The sequence below is a fragment of the Sorangium sp. So ce321 genome (assembly GCF_051530195.1).
In the GTDB taxonomy this organism is placed as follows: Bacteria; Myxococcota_A; Polyangia; order Polyangiales; family Polyangiaceae; genus Sorangium.
In genome coordinates this window covers 800,010-816,284 of record NZ_CP150329.1, presented here as the reverse complement: position 1 = coordinate 816,284, position 16,275 = coordinate 800,010, and the positions used below count along the sequence as shown (strand labels likewise).

At 72.5% G+C, this 16,275-nt stretch carries 10 protein-coding genes; 6 read left to right on the top strand and 4 right to left on the bottom strand.

The features are described from left to right. The first annotated feature begins 8 nt into the window (after positions 1–8). From WME89_RS03150 to thiL, 4 genes are all read left to right on the top strand, one after another. The gene (locus tag WME89_RS03150) at positions 9–1,826 is read left to right on the top strand and encodes a dynamin family protein (RefSeq protein ID WP_438007803.1); all 1,818 of its coding nucleotides are present in this window, start codon (positions 9–11) and stop codon (positions 1,824–1,826) included. A 103-nt stretch (positions 1,827–1,929) separates the two neighbouring features. Further along, positions 1,930–2,634 (top strand): GTP-binding protein, encoded by a 705-nt coding sequence (locus WME89_RS03145; protein ID WP_437654221.1) that lies wholly within the window; start codon positions 1,930–1,932, stop codon positions 2,632–2,634. Beyond that, the gene (locus WME89_RS03140) at positions 2,631–4,154 is read left to right on the top strand and encodes a sensor histidine kinase (RefSeq protein WP_438007802.1); all 1,524 of its coding nucleotides are present in this window, start codon (positions 2,631–2,633) and stop codon (positions 4,152–4,154) included. The genes WME89_RS03145 and WME89_RS03140 overlap by 4 nt, the downstream gene beginning before the upstream one ends. Beyond that, positions 4,151–5,134, top strand: a complete 984-nt coding sequence (gene thiL / locus WME89_RS03135; RefSeq protein ID WP_438007801.1) for a thiamine-phosphate kinase — start codon at positions 4,151–4,153, stop codon at positions 5,132–5,134. Before WME89_RS03140 ends, thiL begins: the two co-directional genes overlap by 4 nt. Before the next feature lie 222 nt (positions 5,135–5,356). Here the strand turns inward: thiL and WME89_RS03130 are convergent, their stop codons facing one another. From WME89_RS03130 to sppA, 4 genes are all read right to left on the bottom strand, one after another. Continuing rightward, positions 5,357–6,160 carry a hypothetical protein gene (locus WME89_RS03130; protein WP_438007800.1) on the bottom strand — a complete coding sequence of 268 codons (804 nt, stop codon included), beginning with the start codon at positions 6,158–6,160 and terminating at the stop codon, positions 5,357–5,359. 46 nt (positions 6,161–6,206) lie between these two features. After that, positions 6,207–6,707 carry a hypothetical protein gene (locus tag WME89_RS03125; protein WP_438007799.1) on the bottom strand — a complete coding sequence of 167 codons (501 nt, stop codon included), beginning with the start codon at positions 6,705–6,707 and terminating at the stop codon, positions 6,207–6,209. 403 nt (positions 6,708–7,110) lie between these two features. Beyond that, positions 7,111–10,539 (bottom strand): vitamin B12-dependent ribonucleotide reductase, encoded by a 3,429-nt coding sequence (locus WME89_RS03120; protein ID WP_438007798.1) that lies wholly within the window; start codon positions 10,537–10,539, stop codon positions 7,111–7,113. A 639-nt stretch (positions 10,540–11,178) separates the two neighbouring features. Beyond that, a complete protein-coding gene (sppA, locus tag WME89_RS03115; RefSeq protein WP_438007797.1) occupies positions 11,179–12,963 on the bottom strand; it encodes a signal peptide peptidase SppA in 1,785 nt (594 codons plus the stop codon). Positions 12,964–13,297: 334 nt separating this feature from the next. On the opposite strand from sppA, the gene WME89_RS03110 reads away from it, so the two are divergent. Continuing rightward, complete coding sequence (locus WME89_RS03110) at positions 13,298–15,013, top strand: ribonuclease J (protein WP_438007796.1); 1,716 nt, start codon at positions 13,298–13,300, stop codon at positions 15,011–15,013. Beyond that, entirely contained in the window at positions 15,010–16,227 is a 1,218-nt protein-coding gene (locus tag WME89_RS03105) for a CHAD domain-containing protein (RefSeq protein WP_438007795.1), read from the top strand. The genes WME89_RS03110 and WME89_RS03105 overlap by 4 nt, the downstream gene beginning before the upstream one ends. The last annotated feature ends 48 nt before the right edge of the window (positions 16,228–16,275 follow it).

Sequence of the window (16,275 nt, the reverse complement as noted above, 5' to 3'; positions counted from 1 at the left end):
CAACGCACATGCTCGAATCCTTCCACAGCCGCAAAGACGACGTGACCGGGACGCTCCGGGATCTCGTGGAGTTCGCCGAGGCCCTCGGCGCCAGGAGCGTCGCCACGCGCGTCACGAACGATCTCGTGAAGAAGCTCGACGCCGACCGGTTCCACCTCGTCGTGGTCGGCGAGTTCAACCACGGCAAGACGACCTTCGTGAACGCCCTGCTCGGCGCCCCGATCCTCCCCGTCGGCGTGACGCCCACGACGGCGGTGATCCACCACCTCGAGTACGCGACCGATCCGCGCGCCGAGGTGGTCTACGCGTCGGGCGAGCGCTCGGGCCTGCCGTTCGAGGACGTACGGGCCTTCACGGTCGGCGGGGAGCGCTCGTCGAGCGCGGGCGAGGTCAAGTTCCTCGAGGTGGGGTACCCGGCGGAGCTCCTGCGCGAGCGCGTGGTCCTCGTCGACACCCCCGGGGTGAACGACCTCTCGCTCCAGCGGGCGGACATCACGTACAGCTACATCCCGCGGTCGGACGCCGTGCTGTTCCTCATCGACGCCGGCCAGCCGCTGAAGGAGAGCGAGCGGGTCTTCCTCCAGGACAAGCTGCTCGGGCAGTCGCGCGACAAGATCCTCTTCGTCGTGACGAAGCGCGACATCTGGAGCCAGGACGAGGAGGTCGAGGCGCTCGCTTACATCCGGAGCGAGCTCGGCAAGCTCGTGAAGTCGCCGGTGGTCTTCCCGATCTCGAGCGAGCGGGCGCTGGAGGGCGATCGGCCCGGCAGCGGGATGCCGGAGCTGCTCGACCACCTGACCCGGTTCCTCGCCGAGGAGCGCGGGCGCATCCTGCTCGACAACGCGCTCGGCGAGGGCCTCGAGGCCGCGCGCCTGCTCGGCAAGGGCGTCGACGCGCGGCGGCGGGCGACCGCGATGTCGCGCGAGGAGCTCAGCCGTCGCATCGAGATGATCGAGAAAGACCTGGCCGGCCAGTCGCGCACCATCGAGGAGCGGCGCGCCGGCATCCGCGAGGAGGTGAGCGCCATCCGGGCGTGGGTGCGCCGCGACCTGGAGCGCTTCGTCGACGACGTGCTCCGCCAGCTGCCGACGATCATCGACGAGGCCAACACCGACGAGATCAAGGTCTACCTCGGGGCGTTCCTGGAGCGCACCTTCGCCGAGTGGGCACAGGCCGAGACGAAGGAGATCGCGACGGCGCTCGAGGCCCTCGCCGAGAAGACGATCGCGCTCGTCCGGGAGGACGCGCACGACGTGGCGAAGCGGGTCAGCGAGGCGCTCGGGGGCGACGTGAAGCCGCCGAACGTCGAGGTCGACACGTTCGGCTACGATGTCGGTGTCTTCGCGCTCTTCACGATCGGCCTCGGCGTGATGTTCACGAACGCCCTGCTCGGCGGCATCCTCGCGCTCGCCGCCCCGGTCCTGGCCGTCTACGTGAAGGAGAAGGTCGAGGCCGAGACCCGCAAGAAGGCCAAGGAGATGGCGCCGGTCGCGCTGCGCGAGGCGGCGGTCCGGATCGGGCCGAAGCTCGACGAGATGATCCAGGAGTTCGCGAGCCGGCTCGACGCGTGGGTGGTCACGGCCGGCCAGGAGCTGCACCGCGAGGTCATCGAGGTGCTCAAGGCGGCCCGCGAGGAGCGGGAGCGCGTCGAGCCGAGCAGCGAGACCCAGCTCCAGGCGTGCGACGCGCAGGCCGAGGCGCTCCAGGCGCTGACCGCGCGCCTGGAGGGGCTCCGGAGCGCGCTCTGGACCGTCGAGAATGGCGAGAGCAAGCTGATCCCCCCTCCCCTGTCCAGCGTCCCCAACGCGCCCGGCGGCTCGGCCTGAGCGGGGCGCACGCCTCCTGACAGGGGAGGAGACGGCGCCCGGCTTCCTCGTCCGGGCGCCGTGACCATATCCAATCGTCCGTCGCTCATGCGAGAATGCGGCTGTGCAGCTCGACTTCGCAGCCCGTGAAGTGACGATCAAGCTCGTCTATTACGGCCCGGCGCTCAGCGGCAAGACGACGAACCTCGTCTCGCTGCACGGCCTCGCCGGGTCGGACGCTCGCGGACGGCTGATGACCCTCGAGACGCAGGACGATCGCACGCTGTTCTTCGATCTCCTGCCGCTCACCTTCCGCGCGAAGGACGGCGACGTCTCGCTCCGCATCAAGCTGTTCACCGTGCCCGGACAGCCGATGCACGCGGCCACGCGGCGGCTCGTGCTCCAGGGGGCGGACGGGGTCGCGCTGATCGCCGACTCGCAGACCTCCGAGACGCAGCGCAACGCCGAGGCGTTCTTCGACCTCCGCCAGAACCTGCGGGAGAACGGCCTCGATCTCGCGAGGATGCCGCTCGTCATCCAGTTCAACAAGCGCGACCTCCCCGACATCCGGAGCGACGAGGAGCTGGCGCGGCTCGCGGCGCGCGGCAAGGAGCCGGTGTACCGGGCGATCGCGACCCGCGGCGTGGGCACGGTGGAGACGTTCATGGGCCTGCTCCACCTCACGTGGGAGACGCTCGATCAGACGCACCAGCTCTCGAAGCGGCTGTCGATCAGCGGCGAGGAGCTCCTGAACAGCGCGGTCCGCCAGCTCGGGGTGTCGAGCTCGGTGAACGACCTCCTCGCGAGGCGAATGGGCGGCATTCCATGAGGCCCGACGCCCACAAGGGGACGCCGGTCGACTTCGGCCTCGACGACGAGGATCTCCTCAGCGTGCCGAGCTCCGCGCCGATGCCGTCGGCCCGCGTCGCCGACGCGCCTGCCTCGTCCAAGCGCGACGGGCCGCCGCCGAGCACCCCGGAGCCCTCGACGCTGCCGCCCCCCGCGGCGGCGCCGGTGGTCGATCTGGTCGGCATCGGCCCGCTCTCGCTGGAGGATCTCGTCGATCGCCAGGCCCTCGGGGAGATGGCCGCCTCGTTCCATAAGCTGTTCGGCCTGCCGATCCGGATCCAGTCGACCGGCGGCGCGACGCTCGCGGAGTCGGGCGCCGAGCTCGCGGAAGCGCCCTTCACCGGCGCGCTCTACCAGGTGTTCCCGATCGAGTATGACGGCCGCACGATCGGCCGCTCGGTCCTCGGTCCCTACCTGCCGGAGGACGCCGCGGCCGCCTCTCTGGCGCAGGCCGAGGCGGCGGCGCAGGCCGAGGCGGCGGCGCAGGTCGACGTCGACCCTTGCCGCGCGGTGGAGGGGCCTTCTCGGGTGGCGAGGCTCCGGCCGGAGCGGCTCGGCCAGATCGCGGACCACCTCCGCTCCGTCCTCGATCTCATCCTGTTCAGCGGGCACAAGTCGCTCCTCACCTCGACGATGCACGTCGCGTCGATCCGCGAGAGCTTCCGCGAGCTCTCGCAGAAGAACGCCGAGCTGCAGCAGGCGTACGAGCGGCTGAAGGAGCTCGATCGGCTCAAGTCGAACTTCCTGGCCACGGTGTCGCACGAGCTCCGGACGCCGCTCACGTCGATCATGGGCTACAGCGAGATGCTCGCCGAGGGCATCGGCGGGCCCCTGACCGGCGAGCAGCGCGAGTTCATCGAGACGATCCGGTCGAAGAGCGAGCAGCTGCTCGGGCTCATCATGAGCCTGCTGGATCTCTCGAAGCTGGAGAGCGGCACGCTGATCGTGCACCGCAGCGAGGTGGCGGTCGGCCCGGTCCTCCTCGAGGCGGCGTCGACCATCGCGCCGGCGGCCGCGAAGAAGGGGGTCGAGCTGCGGATCCACGCCGAGAGCGATCTCCCGCCGGTGCTCGGGGACAGCGACCGGCTGCGGCAGGTGTTCATCAACCTCGTCGAAAACGCGGTGAAGTTCACCGAGGCGGGCGGCGCGGTGTTGCTCGTCGCGCGCGCCGTGAGCGACGACACGGACGACCTCCCCGGGCTGGTGCTCGTCGCGCCGCTCCAGCAGGCGGTCGAGATCCGCGTCGTGGACACGGGCGTCGGCATCCCGGTCGGCGAGCGCTTGAAGGTGTTCGACCCGTTCTACCAGATCGATCAGAGCTCGACCCGGGAGCACGGCGGCACCGGCCTCGGTCTCTCGATCGTCAAGCGCCTGGTCGAGGCGCACAGCGGCACCGTCCGCATCGAGCCGAACGAGCCGCGCGGCACCGTGTTCGTGGTCAAGCTGCCCACGGTCGCGGGCTCGCCGGCGAACAGCGTCGCGCCGCCCATCTTCCAATGACCGCGCGCTCCGAGTGGACGCGCATCGAGATGCTGCGCGCCGCGCTCGGCGGCGGGGCGGGCGCCCATGTGCTCTGCGGCATCGGCGACGACGCCGCGATCATCGCGCCCGCGTCCCCGCCGGGCGGCGCCGCGGAGCCGCTCGTCTGGACGATCGACAGCGCGGTCGAGGGCGTGCATTTCCGGCGCGATCTGCTGAGCTTCGAGGATCTCGGCTACCGGGCGACGATGGCGGCGGCGAGCGATCTCGCGGCGATGGGTGCGCGCCCGGTCGGCCTGCTCGCGGCGCTGGTGCTGCCTCGGGACGTGAGCGACGACGAGCTCGGCGCCCTCGCCCGGGGCCAGCGCGCCGCGTGCGACGAGATCGGCGCGGCGATCATCGGCGGGAACCTCTCCCGGGGCGGCGAGATCTCGATCACCACGACGGCGCTCGGCGCGGCGGCAGCGCCGCTGCGGCGCGACGGCGCGCGCCCCGGGGACGCGCTGGCGCTGGCGGGCCCGGTCGGCCTCGCCGCGGCGGGGTTCGCGCTGCTCGACCGGGGCATGTCGCCGGCCGGCGCGGCGGCCGAGCGGGCGGTCCACGCGTTTCGCCGGCCGGTGGCGCGCATCGACGCGGGCCTCCGCGCGGCAGCGGGCGGCCGCGCGCGCGCGGCGATCGACGTCTCCGACGGCCTCGCCGCGGACCTCGCGCACCTCGCGCGCGCGAGCGGCGTGCGCGCGCTGCTCGATCCAGCGGCGCTCGTGAGCGCTGACCTGCGCGAGGCCGCCGCGCTGTTCGGCGCGGATGCGCTGGAGCTCGCGCTCCACGGCGGCGAGGACTACGCGATCGCGGTCGCGGGTCCTGACGTCGGGTCGCTCCCCGGCTTCGTGGCGATCGGCCGCTGCGCGCCGCGCGAGGAGGGCGCTAGCGCCGTGGCGCTGCTCGGGCCGGACGGGCAGCTGACGAGCGTCGAGGCGCGGGGGTACGATCACTTCGCGTGACGGCGCCGAGCGAGCAGCGCGCGGCCGCTCCTGGCCCCGCGTGCTCGCGGCCGCTCCTGGCCCCTAGATCTCGACCGCTCCTGGTCCTGCGTGATCGCGGCCGCTCCTGGCCCTGGATCGCGACCGCTCCTGGCGCCGCGCGATCGCTCCTGGCGCCGCGCGATCGCTCCTGGCGCCGCGCGATCGCTCCTGGCGCCGCGCGACCGCGCGGCGATGGGCCAGCTATCCGTCCGAGCGCTGATCGTCCGCGAGCGCGGGGCGCTCGAGCTCTCCCGGCGCGGCGCTGCCTGGCTCCGGTGGCGTCGCGTCCACCTCGGTCTGTCCGGATCGGCGCGACGAGGGGCGCACGTGGTTGGCCAGGTCGGTGTGGCCCGCCAGCCGGAAGAGCCCTCCCAGGAACGTCGCGACGCGGCCGAAGCGCTCGTCATACAGCGCGATGGTCGTGCTCTTGGCCATCCGCGTCGCCTTGGCCTCGCGCGCCTCGCGCGCCACGTCCTTCAGGTGGCTGAGGAGCGCGTCGCGCAGCCGCTCGATCCGGAGCACAGCGTCGTCGGCGTCCCAGCGGACCCCCTTGCGGCGGGGCCTCGGCAGCTCCTTGCTGCTGAGCGCGCGCGTCACCTCGCCGGCGAAGCGCTCCAGCTGCACCGGATCACGCGGGGTGGCCTCCGCGAACCCCAGGTGCTTGAGGGCCGCGTTGCCGTACAGGCCGGTGAGCCAGTCGCGGAGGTCGTCGAGCTCGTCGTGGAGCTCGTGGGCGACCTCGTCGCGTCCCTCCCGCGGAGCGCCATCGTCGGCGAGCTCGCCCACGAGGATCTCGTCGGCCGTTACCATGCGATCGCGCGCGTCGGCGAGGGCGCGGACGACGAGCTGAGTGAGGAGGGCGATGTTCGGCATCTGCTCTCCCTTGCGGAGGTAGGGAGAGAGCAACGCCTCGATGTCGGTGGCGATCCGGTCGGCGTGGGTCTCGCCCGCCGCGACGACCGAGCTGGCGCTCTTCTGACGATCGGTAACCCGCTGGGAGGGCATGACAGCTCCTGGGCGCGGCCTCCGCGGCGCCGTTCCGTACCGCGGCTCAGTTGCACTCGGCGGGCGGCGTGGTCCCGGCGAGGCTCGCTCGGATCTGGGTGAGCGCCTTGGCGCGCGGGGTCTTCCCGCTCTGCACGAGCTTCTCGATCCCGGCGCAGAGGTGGGATGCCGTTGCCGCCTTCGACTTGGCCTCTGACGACTTCCCCGACTTGGTGGCCACCGCGTGGAGCGCGGTGCAGCACGCCTGGATGGAGGCGCCGCTCCCACGGGGAGCTGCCGTCCCCGTCGTCCCCTCGGCCGCCCCCGCCCCCGCGTCTGCGTCTGCCGTCGCGGCGGATGCCGCTGCCGCGGGCTCCTGGGCTGCGGCGGGCTCCGGGGTTGCAGCGGGCGCTGGTGTCGCGGCGGGCACGGGGTCGGCGGCGACCGGCGCGACCGACTGTGCGGGTGCCGGGATCGCCTCCGGCTCCGCTTCTTCTTTCTGGCAAGCGCCGGACAGCAAGCCGCAGGTGATGACGACAAAGGCAATGAACGAGCGCGACCGGATCATGCGCAGTCTTCTACAAAGCTTCGCAGACCGCAGCCATCCGGCTGGCCAGGTAGAAGCGCGTACGGACGTACCCGCAGCGCCCCCGCGCAGCGCGCCCCCCGCTTCATCGCCGGCGTCCGCGCTCACCGCCAGCGATCCATGTTCCCCGCCCAGCCGTCCGCGATCACCCAGGCGATCGCTCCTCGCCCCCCCCCTTCCCCCGAGTCGGCGGGGGTGGGGGTGACGTGGGAGGGGCTGGCGGGGGAAGGGCCTCACGAATCCGAGCGCCGGCCCGCAGCGCAGCGATCCCCGTCCTGGCCCGGCTCCCCGGTTCACGCGGCACTAGCCACCAAGAGGCGCGAGTTCGTGGGAAGGGCCTCCCGCCAGCCCCTCCCACGTCACCCCCACCCCCGCCCGTCGCCTACTAGCTGCAACCCATGCTGTTGCCGCAGTTGAGGCACTTGTAGCAGGCCCCGTTGCGCACGGTGATGTGCCCGCAGCCGTCGCACACGGGCGCGTCGCCCATCATGTCCTCGAGCTGCGCGTCGAGCGCGCTCGACGCCCTTCCCCCGCCGTCGAGCAGCGCAGCCCCCGAGGAGCTCTGCGAGAACGACGCCACGCCGCTCTCCTGTGCGCGCGACTCGACCGGGTCCTCCATGGCCGAGGTGACCGGCTGGACGTGGGCGAGGTCGTAGCGGTTCAGGTACTCGACCCCGAGCACGCGGAAGAGGTAGTCCACGATCGACGTCGAGAACTTCACGTAGTCGTGCCCCTCGACGACGCCCTGCGGCTCGAAGCGGGTGAAGGTGTACTGCTCGACGAACGTCTCGAGCGGCACGCCGTACTGGAGCCCGATCGACACCGCCATGGCGAAGCAGTTCATCATCGAGCGGAACGCGGCCCCCTCCTTGTGGAGGTCGATGAAGATCTCGCCGAGCGTCCCGTCGTCGTACTCGCCGGTGCGCAGGTAGATCTTGTGCCCGCCGACGCGCGCCTCCTGCGTGAAGCCCTTGCGCTTCCTGGGCAGGCGGAACCGCTCGGGCGCCGCATCCGAGGGCGAGCGCGGGCGCGCCTGGCTGGCCAGCGCGGTCGCCGCCTGGAGGACGGGCCCGGCGATCTCGGCCTTGTCGGCCTTGCTCTTCGTGTCCGTCCCCTTGCCGTCGCTCGAGCTCGAGGTCGACGAGAGCGGCTGCGACGCCTTGCAGCCGTCGCGGTAGAGCGCGACCGCCTTGAGCCCGAGGCGCCACCCCTCCTCGTAGATCCGCTGCACTTCATCGACCGTCGCCTCGTTCGGCAGGTTCACCGTCTTCGAGATCGCGCCGGACAGGAACGGCTGCGCGGCGGCCATCATGCGGACGTGCGCCATCGGCGCGAGGTACCGCCGGCCCTTCTTGCCGCAGCGGTTCGCGCAGTCGAACACCGCGTAGTGCTCCTCGCGCAGGTGCGGCGCCCCCTCCACGGTCATGCGGCCGATGATCGTCTCGTTCGCCTCCTCGATCTCCGCGGGCGAGAAGCCGAGGTGCTGGAGCAGCGAGAAGCCGAAGCGCGCCCGCGACTCCTTGGAGACGCCGAGCCTGTCGTAGGCCTCCTCGCCGAGGATCCAGGGACCGAAGGCGAGATCCAGATCGAAGACGCCCGGGATGGCGGCCTCGACCTTCGCGAGGTCGTCGTTGTTGAGCCCCTTGGCCTTGAGCGACGCCCGGTTCACGTGCGGCGCCGCCAGGAGGGTGTTCGTGCCGGACACGTAGGCGACGATCTCCTGCACCTCCGCCTCGGGGTAGCCGAGCCGCCGCAGCGCCTCGGGGACGGACTGGTTCACGATCTTGAAGTAGCCGCCGCCGGCGAGCTTCTTGAACTTCACGAGCGAGAAGTCGGGCTCGATGCCCGTCGTGTCGCAGTCCATCAGGAGGCCGATGGTGCCGGTCGGCGCGAGCACCGTCGCCTGGGCGTTGCGGTAGCCGTGCTCCTGCCCGAGCCGCACCGCCTCGTCCCAGTCGGCGCACGCCGCCCGCCAGAGCGACTCCGGGCAGCGGTCGCGATCGAGCGCGTACGCGGCGTCGCGGTGCATGCCCATCACCCGGAGCATCGGCTCGCGGTTCTTCGCGAAGCCAGCGAACGCCCCCTTCGCGGCGGCCATCTCGGCCGAGACCCGGTAGGCATGGCCGCAGAGGATCGCGGTGAGCGCGCCCGCGACCGAGCGCCCCTGGTCGGAGTCGTACGGGATGCCCTGCAGCATGAGCAGGGTGCCCAGGTTGGCGTAACCGAGCCCGAGCGGGCGGTAGTCGTGCGAGTTCTTCGCGATGCCCCGGGTCGGGTAGGCCGAGAAGTCGACGAGGATCTCCTGGGCGACGAAGAAGACCCGCACGGCGTGGCGGTAGCCGTCGATGTCGAACGAGCCGTCCTGGCGGAGGAACTTGGTCAGGTTCAGGCTCGACAGGTTGCAGGCCGAGTCGTCGAGGAACATGTACTCCGAGCACGGGTTCGAGGCGTTGATGCGCGCCGTGTTCGGGCAGGTGTGCCAGCGGTTGATGGTCGTGTCGTACTGCACGCCCGGGTCGGCGCAGCCCCACGCCGCCTCGGCGATATGGCGCCAGAGGTCCTTGGCGCTCAGCGTGTCGACGACCTCGCCGGTCGTCCGCGAGCGCGTCTCCCACGAGGCGCCCGTCGCCGCCGCGCGCATGAACTCGTCGCTCACGCGCACCGAGTTGTTGGAGTTCTGCCCGCTGACGGTGTGGTAGGCCTCGCCGTTGAAGTCGGAGGGGTACCCCGAGGCGATGAGCGCCATCGCCTTCTTCTCCTCGCGGACCTTCCACTGGATGAAGTCGACGATCTCCGGGTGGTCCATGTCGAGGCAGACCATCTTGGCGGCGCGCCGCGTCGTCCCGCCGCTCTTGGTCGCGCCGGCGGCGCGGTCGAACACCTCGAGGAAGCTCATGAGCCCCGAGCTCGTCCCGCCGCCCGAGAGCTTCTCCTGCTTGCCGCGGATCGCGCTGAAGTTCGTCCCCGTCCCCGACCCGTACTTGAACAGCCGGGCCTCGCTCTTCACGAGGTCGTAGATGCTCATCAGGTCGTCCTGGACCGCCTGGATGAAGCACGCGGAGCACTGCGGCCGCTCGTAGGCGTTCCGGGTCTCGACGATCTCGTCGACCGCGCCCGCCGCGCCCGTACGTGGCGCGGAGGCGCCCGGCTTCAGGGCGGCGCCCCCGTTCCCCGCGTCGGCCGAGGCCTCGTTCCAGGCGTAGTTGCCGCCGGAGCCCTCGATCCCGTAGCGGTGGTAGAGCCCGCAGTTGAACCAGACGGGCGAGTTGAACGCGCCGTACTGGTGGACGAGCAGGTACGCGAGCTCCGCCTCGAAGGTGTCGGCTTCCTTGGCCGAGGCGAAGTAGCCGCCGAAGTGCTCGCCCGCCTCGCGGATGGTGCGCGCGAGCCGGTGCACGACCTGACGGACGCTCGTCTCGCCGAGTTCCTTCTTGCCGTGGATGCCCGCCTTGCGGAAGTACTTGGAAACGACGATGTCGGTGGCGAGCTGCGACCAGCCGGCGGGGATCTCGGCCCCTTCCATCTTGAAGACGACCGAGCCGTCGGGGTTGGTGATGACGCTCGAGCGGCGCTCCCAGGTGACCTCGTCGAGCGGATCCACGCCGCGATGCGTGAACCGCCGCTCGAACCCGAGCCCGCGAGGTCGGGAGGTCCCCTTCTTCGCGGCCTTGCTCGCGGCCGCGCCGTTGGTTTGCGCCTTGGCAGCCCCCCCGGTCGCCGGACGGGCCCCTCCTTCTTCCTTCGTCCGCGCCGTCATCTTGCCGTTCCCGGCGGGAAGCTTACCGCCGTCACCCACAACTGCCGACTGGGCCATTTCCAAGTCCTCCTGTGAGCCACCGCACCTGTCGGTGACCCGGGTCCTACCGAAAGCACAAAGAGTTCCCTGGAGAGCACCGAGGCGCACATCGCCTCGATCTCCTGGGTCCTCGTCGCTTCTCCCCGACTACCTGCTCAAACGTTCTGTCTTCAGACCAGTGAGCATAGTTTCAGGCTTCATACCTGAAAGGCGTGCGCCGACGTTCGGGAGCGCCTGACCGCCTGCTAGTCAAACTCGCGAAGGCCCCCTGCGTCAAGGAGAACCGCTACATGTTGGGATCTCCGGCCGAACAGGGCCCACATATAGGGCCTCCTCCGTTCCACAGCCGATTCCTAGCGCTCCCTGAGCAGTTCTGAACAAGTGCTACCCACCAGGCGCACAGATTACTCACAGCTTCTCCAGACAAAAATCGTCCTCGTCCAGGAAAGCCTCCCAACAGATCGCCCGCCGAGAACCATCCCCTTGAGCCGGGCGGGGTGAGTGTGCGTGCGGGGGCGCGGGCTGGGGACGGGCCGCTGTCCGAGCACCTCGCCGCTGCTTCTCCTCGCGCAGCGAGGGGAAGCAGCGTCCTTGCGAGTTCGGCGGGGCCCCAGTGCACGCTCCGCGCGCACACTCACCCCGCCCGGCCGTCGCTCTCTAGTCGAGGTCAGCCGCTTCCGCGCAGTACGCGAGCACCCGCTCCCCCTCGCAGTGGATCGCGAGCGCGACCTCCCCGGCGACCCACCGCAGGCCGACGAGCTCGAGCAGCGTCGGCACCGGCGCCGGCAGCAGCGGCGGCGGCGGGATGTACCGCGACGCGCGCACGATCGTCGGCTCGATGGCGGCCGCCTTCGGCCCGATCATCTGCCGCAGCTCGTGGAGCGCCCGCTCGAAGCCGCCGAGCATGTCGACCAGGCCGCGCGCCTGCGCGTCGGCGCCGCTGTAGACGCGCCCCTGCGCGAGCGGCTCGATCTCCTCGACCGGGCGCCGCCGCCCGCGGGCGACGACGCGGAGGAACGTCGCGTAGATCGCGTCGAGCTCCCGCTCCATCACCGCCCGCTCCCCCTCGTCGAGCCGGCGCGACGGGGAGAACAGGTCGGCCCGCGCGCCGCGCTTCACGACGTCGGTCGAGACGCCGAGGCGGTCGAGGAGCGGGCCGAGCGCGAAGCGCGCCGAGACGACGCCGATGCTCCCCGTGATCGTCTGCGGCTGCGCGACGATCGCGTGCGCGGCCGCCGCCACGTAGTAGCCGCCGCTCGCCGCCACGTTCGACATGCACGCCACGACCGGCTTCACCTCGGCGAGGCGGGTGACCTCGTGGTGGATCCTGTCCGACGCGAGCGCGGACCCGCCCGGCGAGTCGATGTGGAGGATGACCCCCCGGATGCGCGGGTTCTGGCGCGCCGCGCGCAGGCTCGCGACGAGCCGCTCCTCGCTGGCGAGCGAGGCGCCCCGGAAGCGGGCGCGGCTCACGATCGCGCCGTGCACCTCGACGACGCCGATGATCGGACGCGGCCACATCGGCCGCAGCGAGAGCGCGCGCCGCGCGCCGAGGTAGCGGTCCGCGGACACGAGGCGCCCGCGCGCGGGCCGGGCGGACGCGAGCGCGCCCCCGCCGGCCGAGCCCCCGTCGACCTCGGCGCGGCGCGGCGCGATCGTGCCAGGGAGCAGCCCCGTCGCGAGCATGTGCTCGAGCTCGTCCTCGTACGCGACAGCGTCGACGATGCCCCGCGCCACGGCCCGCTCCGCGCCGTAGGGCGCCTCGTCGATCCACCGCGCGACCGTCTCCCGGTCGACGCGCCGCCCCTGGGCGAGCGACGCGACGAGGTCGCCGAGGCGCGCGTCGAGCAGCGCGCCGACCTGCTCGCGCTGCGCGTCGCTCATCGCGTCGCGCACGAGCACCTCGCCGGCGTTCTTGTACATGCCCTTCGCGAACACCTCGGGCTCGACGCCGACCTGCTCCAGCGCGCGGCGCACGTACCGGCCCTCCACCGCGAACCCGAGCGGCGACACGAGCGTCTCGGGCCCGACCACGATCGCCCGCGCGGCCGAGGCGAGCAGGAGCATGGTGTTGTCGGCGCCCATCGGCAGGTAGGCGACGATGTCCTTGCCCCCCGCCCGGATCTCCAGGAGCGCGTCCCGCAGCGAGGCGATCACCGCGGGCCCCGCGTGGACCGACCGCATCCGGAGCAAGAGCCCCGCCGGGCGCGGGTCCTTCATCAGGTGCTTGCCGAGCTCCCGGACGCGCTCCACCGAGAGCGGGGCCCGCTTTCTGGGGCGCCACCAGAGGGCGAGCCGGACCCGGGGAGGCTGAAGATCGACGACGTGGCCGTCGATTTCGAGGACGACATACCCGCCCCGCGGTGCAGCAAACGCCCAGCGGAGCGCGCTGACCGGGAGCAGGACCAGGCGGAGGAGATTGATGAGCAGGGCAGCGATCACCGGTTGGCTCCTGGGGACGTTCAGGGGAGAGGCAGATCAGCCTCCGCCGGCGGGCGGCGGTCACGACGCGGGAAAGAGCGGGAAAGACAAGGGGCGCTGGCGCCGGACCGCGCGGCGCGGGGCCTCTGGCGACGCCGGCGTGAGGCCGGCACCGCCGAGCCTGGCGCGGCGCGGGAAAGAGAGAGCGTGACGCAAGGGGCCACCCTGTGGCTACACTGTCGCGCTAAGTTTCGAAGGGGACGGCGAGCCGATCTCGTTCTACGTCTGAAGCCGTCGTCTCCTCTCTTACAGACCAGCTCAGCAAGCCGCGGGCCGTAGGCTCCCGGCGCCCTGGGTGGCAGACCCCCTCCACGATAACGTGCATCCCGAGCAGAGCGCCCCCGCCCCGAGCCAGCTTCCGCCGCCAGCCCCGTCCACCCTGCGGCTCGTGCCTCTCGGAGGCCTCGGCGAGGTCGGGATGAACTGCCTCGCGCTCGAGCAGGCAGACGGCGTGCTGCTCATCGACTGCGGCGTGACGTTCCCGAGCTCCGACCTCGGCGTCGACGTCTACCACCCGCGCTTCGATCACGTGCTCGCGCTCCGCGAGCGGGTGCGCGGCATCGTCCTGACGCACGGCCACGAGGACCACATCGGCGGGCTGCCGTTCCTCCTGCGCCACCTCGACGTCCCGGTCTGGGGACCGCCGCACGCGCTGGAGCTCGTCCGCTACCGGCTCGCCGAGCACGCGCTCGACGACAAGGCGCGGCTCGTGCCGACGCAGGTCGGGCGCGAGGTCACCATCGGCGGCTTCGTCGTGGAGCCGCTCCGGGTGACGCACTCGATCGTCGACGCCACGGCGCTCGCGATCCACACGGCCGCGGGGCTCGTGGTGCACACCGGGGACTTCAAGCTGGACCCGACGCCGCTCGACGGCGAGCCGACGGACGAGGCGCGCTTCCGCGCGCTCGGCGACGCCGGGGTCAGGCTGCTCCTCTCCGACAGCACCAACGTGGACTCGCCAGGCGAGGCGGGGAGCGAGCGCGACGTCGCCCACGCGCTCACCGAGCTCGTCGAGACAGCGCCGGCGCGCGTCGTGGTCGGCGTGTTCGCCTCCAACGTCCAGCGCCTGCTCGCCCTCGGTCAGGCCGCGGTCCGCTCGCGCCGCAAGATCTGCCTCCTCGGCCGCAGCGTGCAGACGCACGTCCGGGCGGCGCAGGCGGTGGGGCGGCTCCCGTGGCCGAGCGATCTGCTCGTGCCGCCCGAGGTAGCGTCCTCGATGCCGCGCGAGCGGCTGCTCGTCGTCGCGAGCGGCACCCAGGCCGAGCGCGCCTCCACGCTGATGCGGTTCGCGTCGGGGACGCACCCGCACCTGCGCCTCGAAGAGGGGGATCGCGTGATCCTCTCGAGCCGCGTCATCCCTGGCAACGACCGGCCGGTCGTCGATATGATGGCGGGGCTCCTTCGCCTCGGCGTCGAGCTCGTGACGTGGTCGACGGATCGGCGCGTGCACGCGAGCGGACACGCGCACCGGACGGAGCAGGCACGCATGATCGACCTCACCCAGCCGCGCAGCTTCCTCCCGGTGCACGGCGCGCTGCACCACCTGACCCGGCACGCGGGGCTGGCGCGGGAGCGCGGCGTGGCCGAGGTGCTCGTCGCCGAGAACGGTCACGTCGTCGAGGTCGGCAAGACGCAGCCGCTCGGGCGGAGCGGCCGGGCCATCGCCGGCCGCGTGGCCACGGCGGGCGGCGAGGAGCTCGGGGAGGAGGTCCTCCGGGAGCGCGCGAACCTCGGCCGCTCCGGGGTGGCGTTCGTGTCGCTGGTCGTCGACGTGCACGGCGCCCTCGCGGCGCCGCCGCAGGTCCTGGGCCGCGGCGTCATCGGGGAGCTCGAGGGCGGCGCGCTGAGGGCGGCGGCGCGCGCTGTCGCGCAGGCGGTGAACGACTGCGATCCGCGCGCGCGGCGCCGCGACAATGACATCATCGAGGTCGCCCGGCTCGCAGCGCGCCGGACGATCGAGGCGAAGCTCGGGAGGCGCCCGCTGGTGACGGTGGCGCTCACACGGCTATGACGCCCCCCGAGGGGAGCGCCCCGCCGCCCGACGACGGCGGGGGCGGCGACAGCGGCGGGGGTGGCGACCGCGGCGGGGGTGGCGACCGCGGCGGGGTTGGCGACCGCGGCGGGGGTGGCGACCGCGGCGGAGGTGGCGACCGCGGCGGAGCGAAGCTCTCCGCGGCGGAGTTCCTGGGGCCGGTGCTGCTCTCGCACATCGAGCGCGTCCGCGCCGATGCGCAGCGCGTCGTCGCCACGAGCGCGCGGGGCGAGGATGCAGAGCCGGACGTCGAGGCGGTGCACGACTTCCGGGTCTCGCTGCGCCGGCTCCGGACGCTGCTCAAGCCCGCGCGGCGCATCCACGGCAAGCGGCGGCTCCGCCCCATCGCCGACGGGCTCCGGGAGTTCGCGCGTGCGACCGGCACGCTGCGCGACGAGGAGGTGCTGCGCGAGACGCTCACCGCGCTCGAGCTGGGCGAGGAGGCGCGGACCGCCGTCGATGCGTGGGTCGCGCGGCGATCGCACCGCGAGCACGAGGCGCGTACCCACATCGTCGAGCTGCTCCGGCAGGACCGCCCGGGCGACGCAGCCGCGCCGCAGGCCGACGCGCCCGCCTCGGATGCGGCGGCCGCGCCGCAAGCCGACGACGCAGCCGCGCCGCAGGCCGACGCGCCCGCCTCGGATGCGGCAGCCGCGCCGCAGGCCGACGACGCAGCCGCGCCGCAGGCCAGGTTGCCGGCAGCAAGCGAGCAGCTCCGCCTGGAGCCGCACCTGGCGCGGCTCGAGCGGCGCATCAGGCGGCGCAAGGTGAAGCGGCGAGGCGCCAAGGCGCTCGCCCGGCGAGCGATCGGCGACGCCCTGGACGACGTGCGCGCGCTCGCGACGAGCGATCCGAACGACGGCGCGGCCATGCACGCGCTCCGGATCCGCTTCAAGCGGCTGCGCTACTCCGCGGAGACGTTCTCGCCGCTCTTCGGCGAGCCCGCCGAGCGCACCGCCAAATCCGCGTCACGGCTGCAGCGCCGCCTCGGCCAGCTGCACGACGTCGACGAGGCGCTCGCGCAGATGCGCGACGCAGAAGGGCTGTCGCCGGAGGAGCGCGCGGCCGTCGCCGAGGCGCTCGGCGCCGAGCGGGCGCGCCTCGCTCACAAGGCGACCGAGGAGCTCGCGCAGGAGCTCGAGACGCTCACGACGCTCTGGTCGGACAAGCCGCGCGCTCTCCCACCTGGCTGACGCGGCGCGCGGCGCGCGATGCGCAGCGCGGCACGGAGCACCGCAGCA

Excerpts from the sequence above, each read along its gene's own strand:
- WME89_RS03150 (WP_438007803.1), top strand. The coding sequence starts at position 9 with ATGCTCGAATCCTTCCACAGCCGCAAAGACGACGTGACCGGGACGCTC.
- WME89_RS03140 (WP_438007802.1), top strand. The coding sequence starts at position 2,631 with ATGAGGCCCGACGCCCACAAGGGGACGCCGGTCGACTTCGGCCTCGAC.
- thiL (WP_438007801.1), top strand. The coding sequence starts at position 4,151 with ATGACCGCGCGCTCCGAGTGGACGCGCATCGAGATGCTGCGCGCCGCG.
- WME89_RS03130 (WP_438007800.1), bottom strand. The coding sequence starts at position 6,160 with ATGCCCTCCCAGCGGGTTACCGATCGTCAGAAGAGCGCCAGCTCGGTC.
- WME89_RS03125 (WP_438007799.1), bottom strand. The coding sequence starts at position 6,707 with ATGATCCGGTCGCGCTCGTTCATTGCCTTTGTCGTCATCACCTGCGGC.
- WME89_RS03120 (WP_438007798.1), bottom strand. The coding sequence starts at position 10,539 with ATGGCCCAGTCGGCAGTTGTGGGTGACGGCGGTAAGCTTCCCGCCGGG.
- WME89_RS03105 (WP_438007795.1), top strand. The coding sequence starts at position 15,010 with ATGACGCCCCCCGAGGGGAGCGCCCCGCCGCCCGACGACGGCGGGGGC.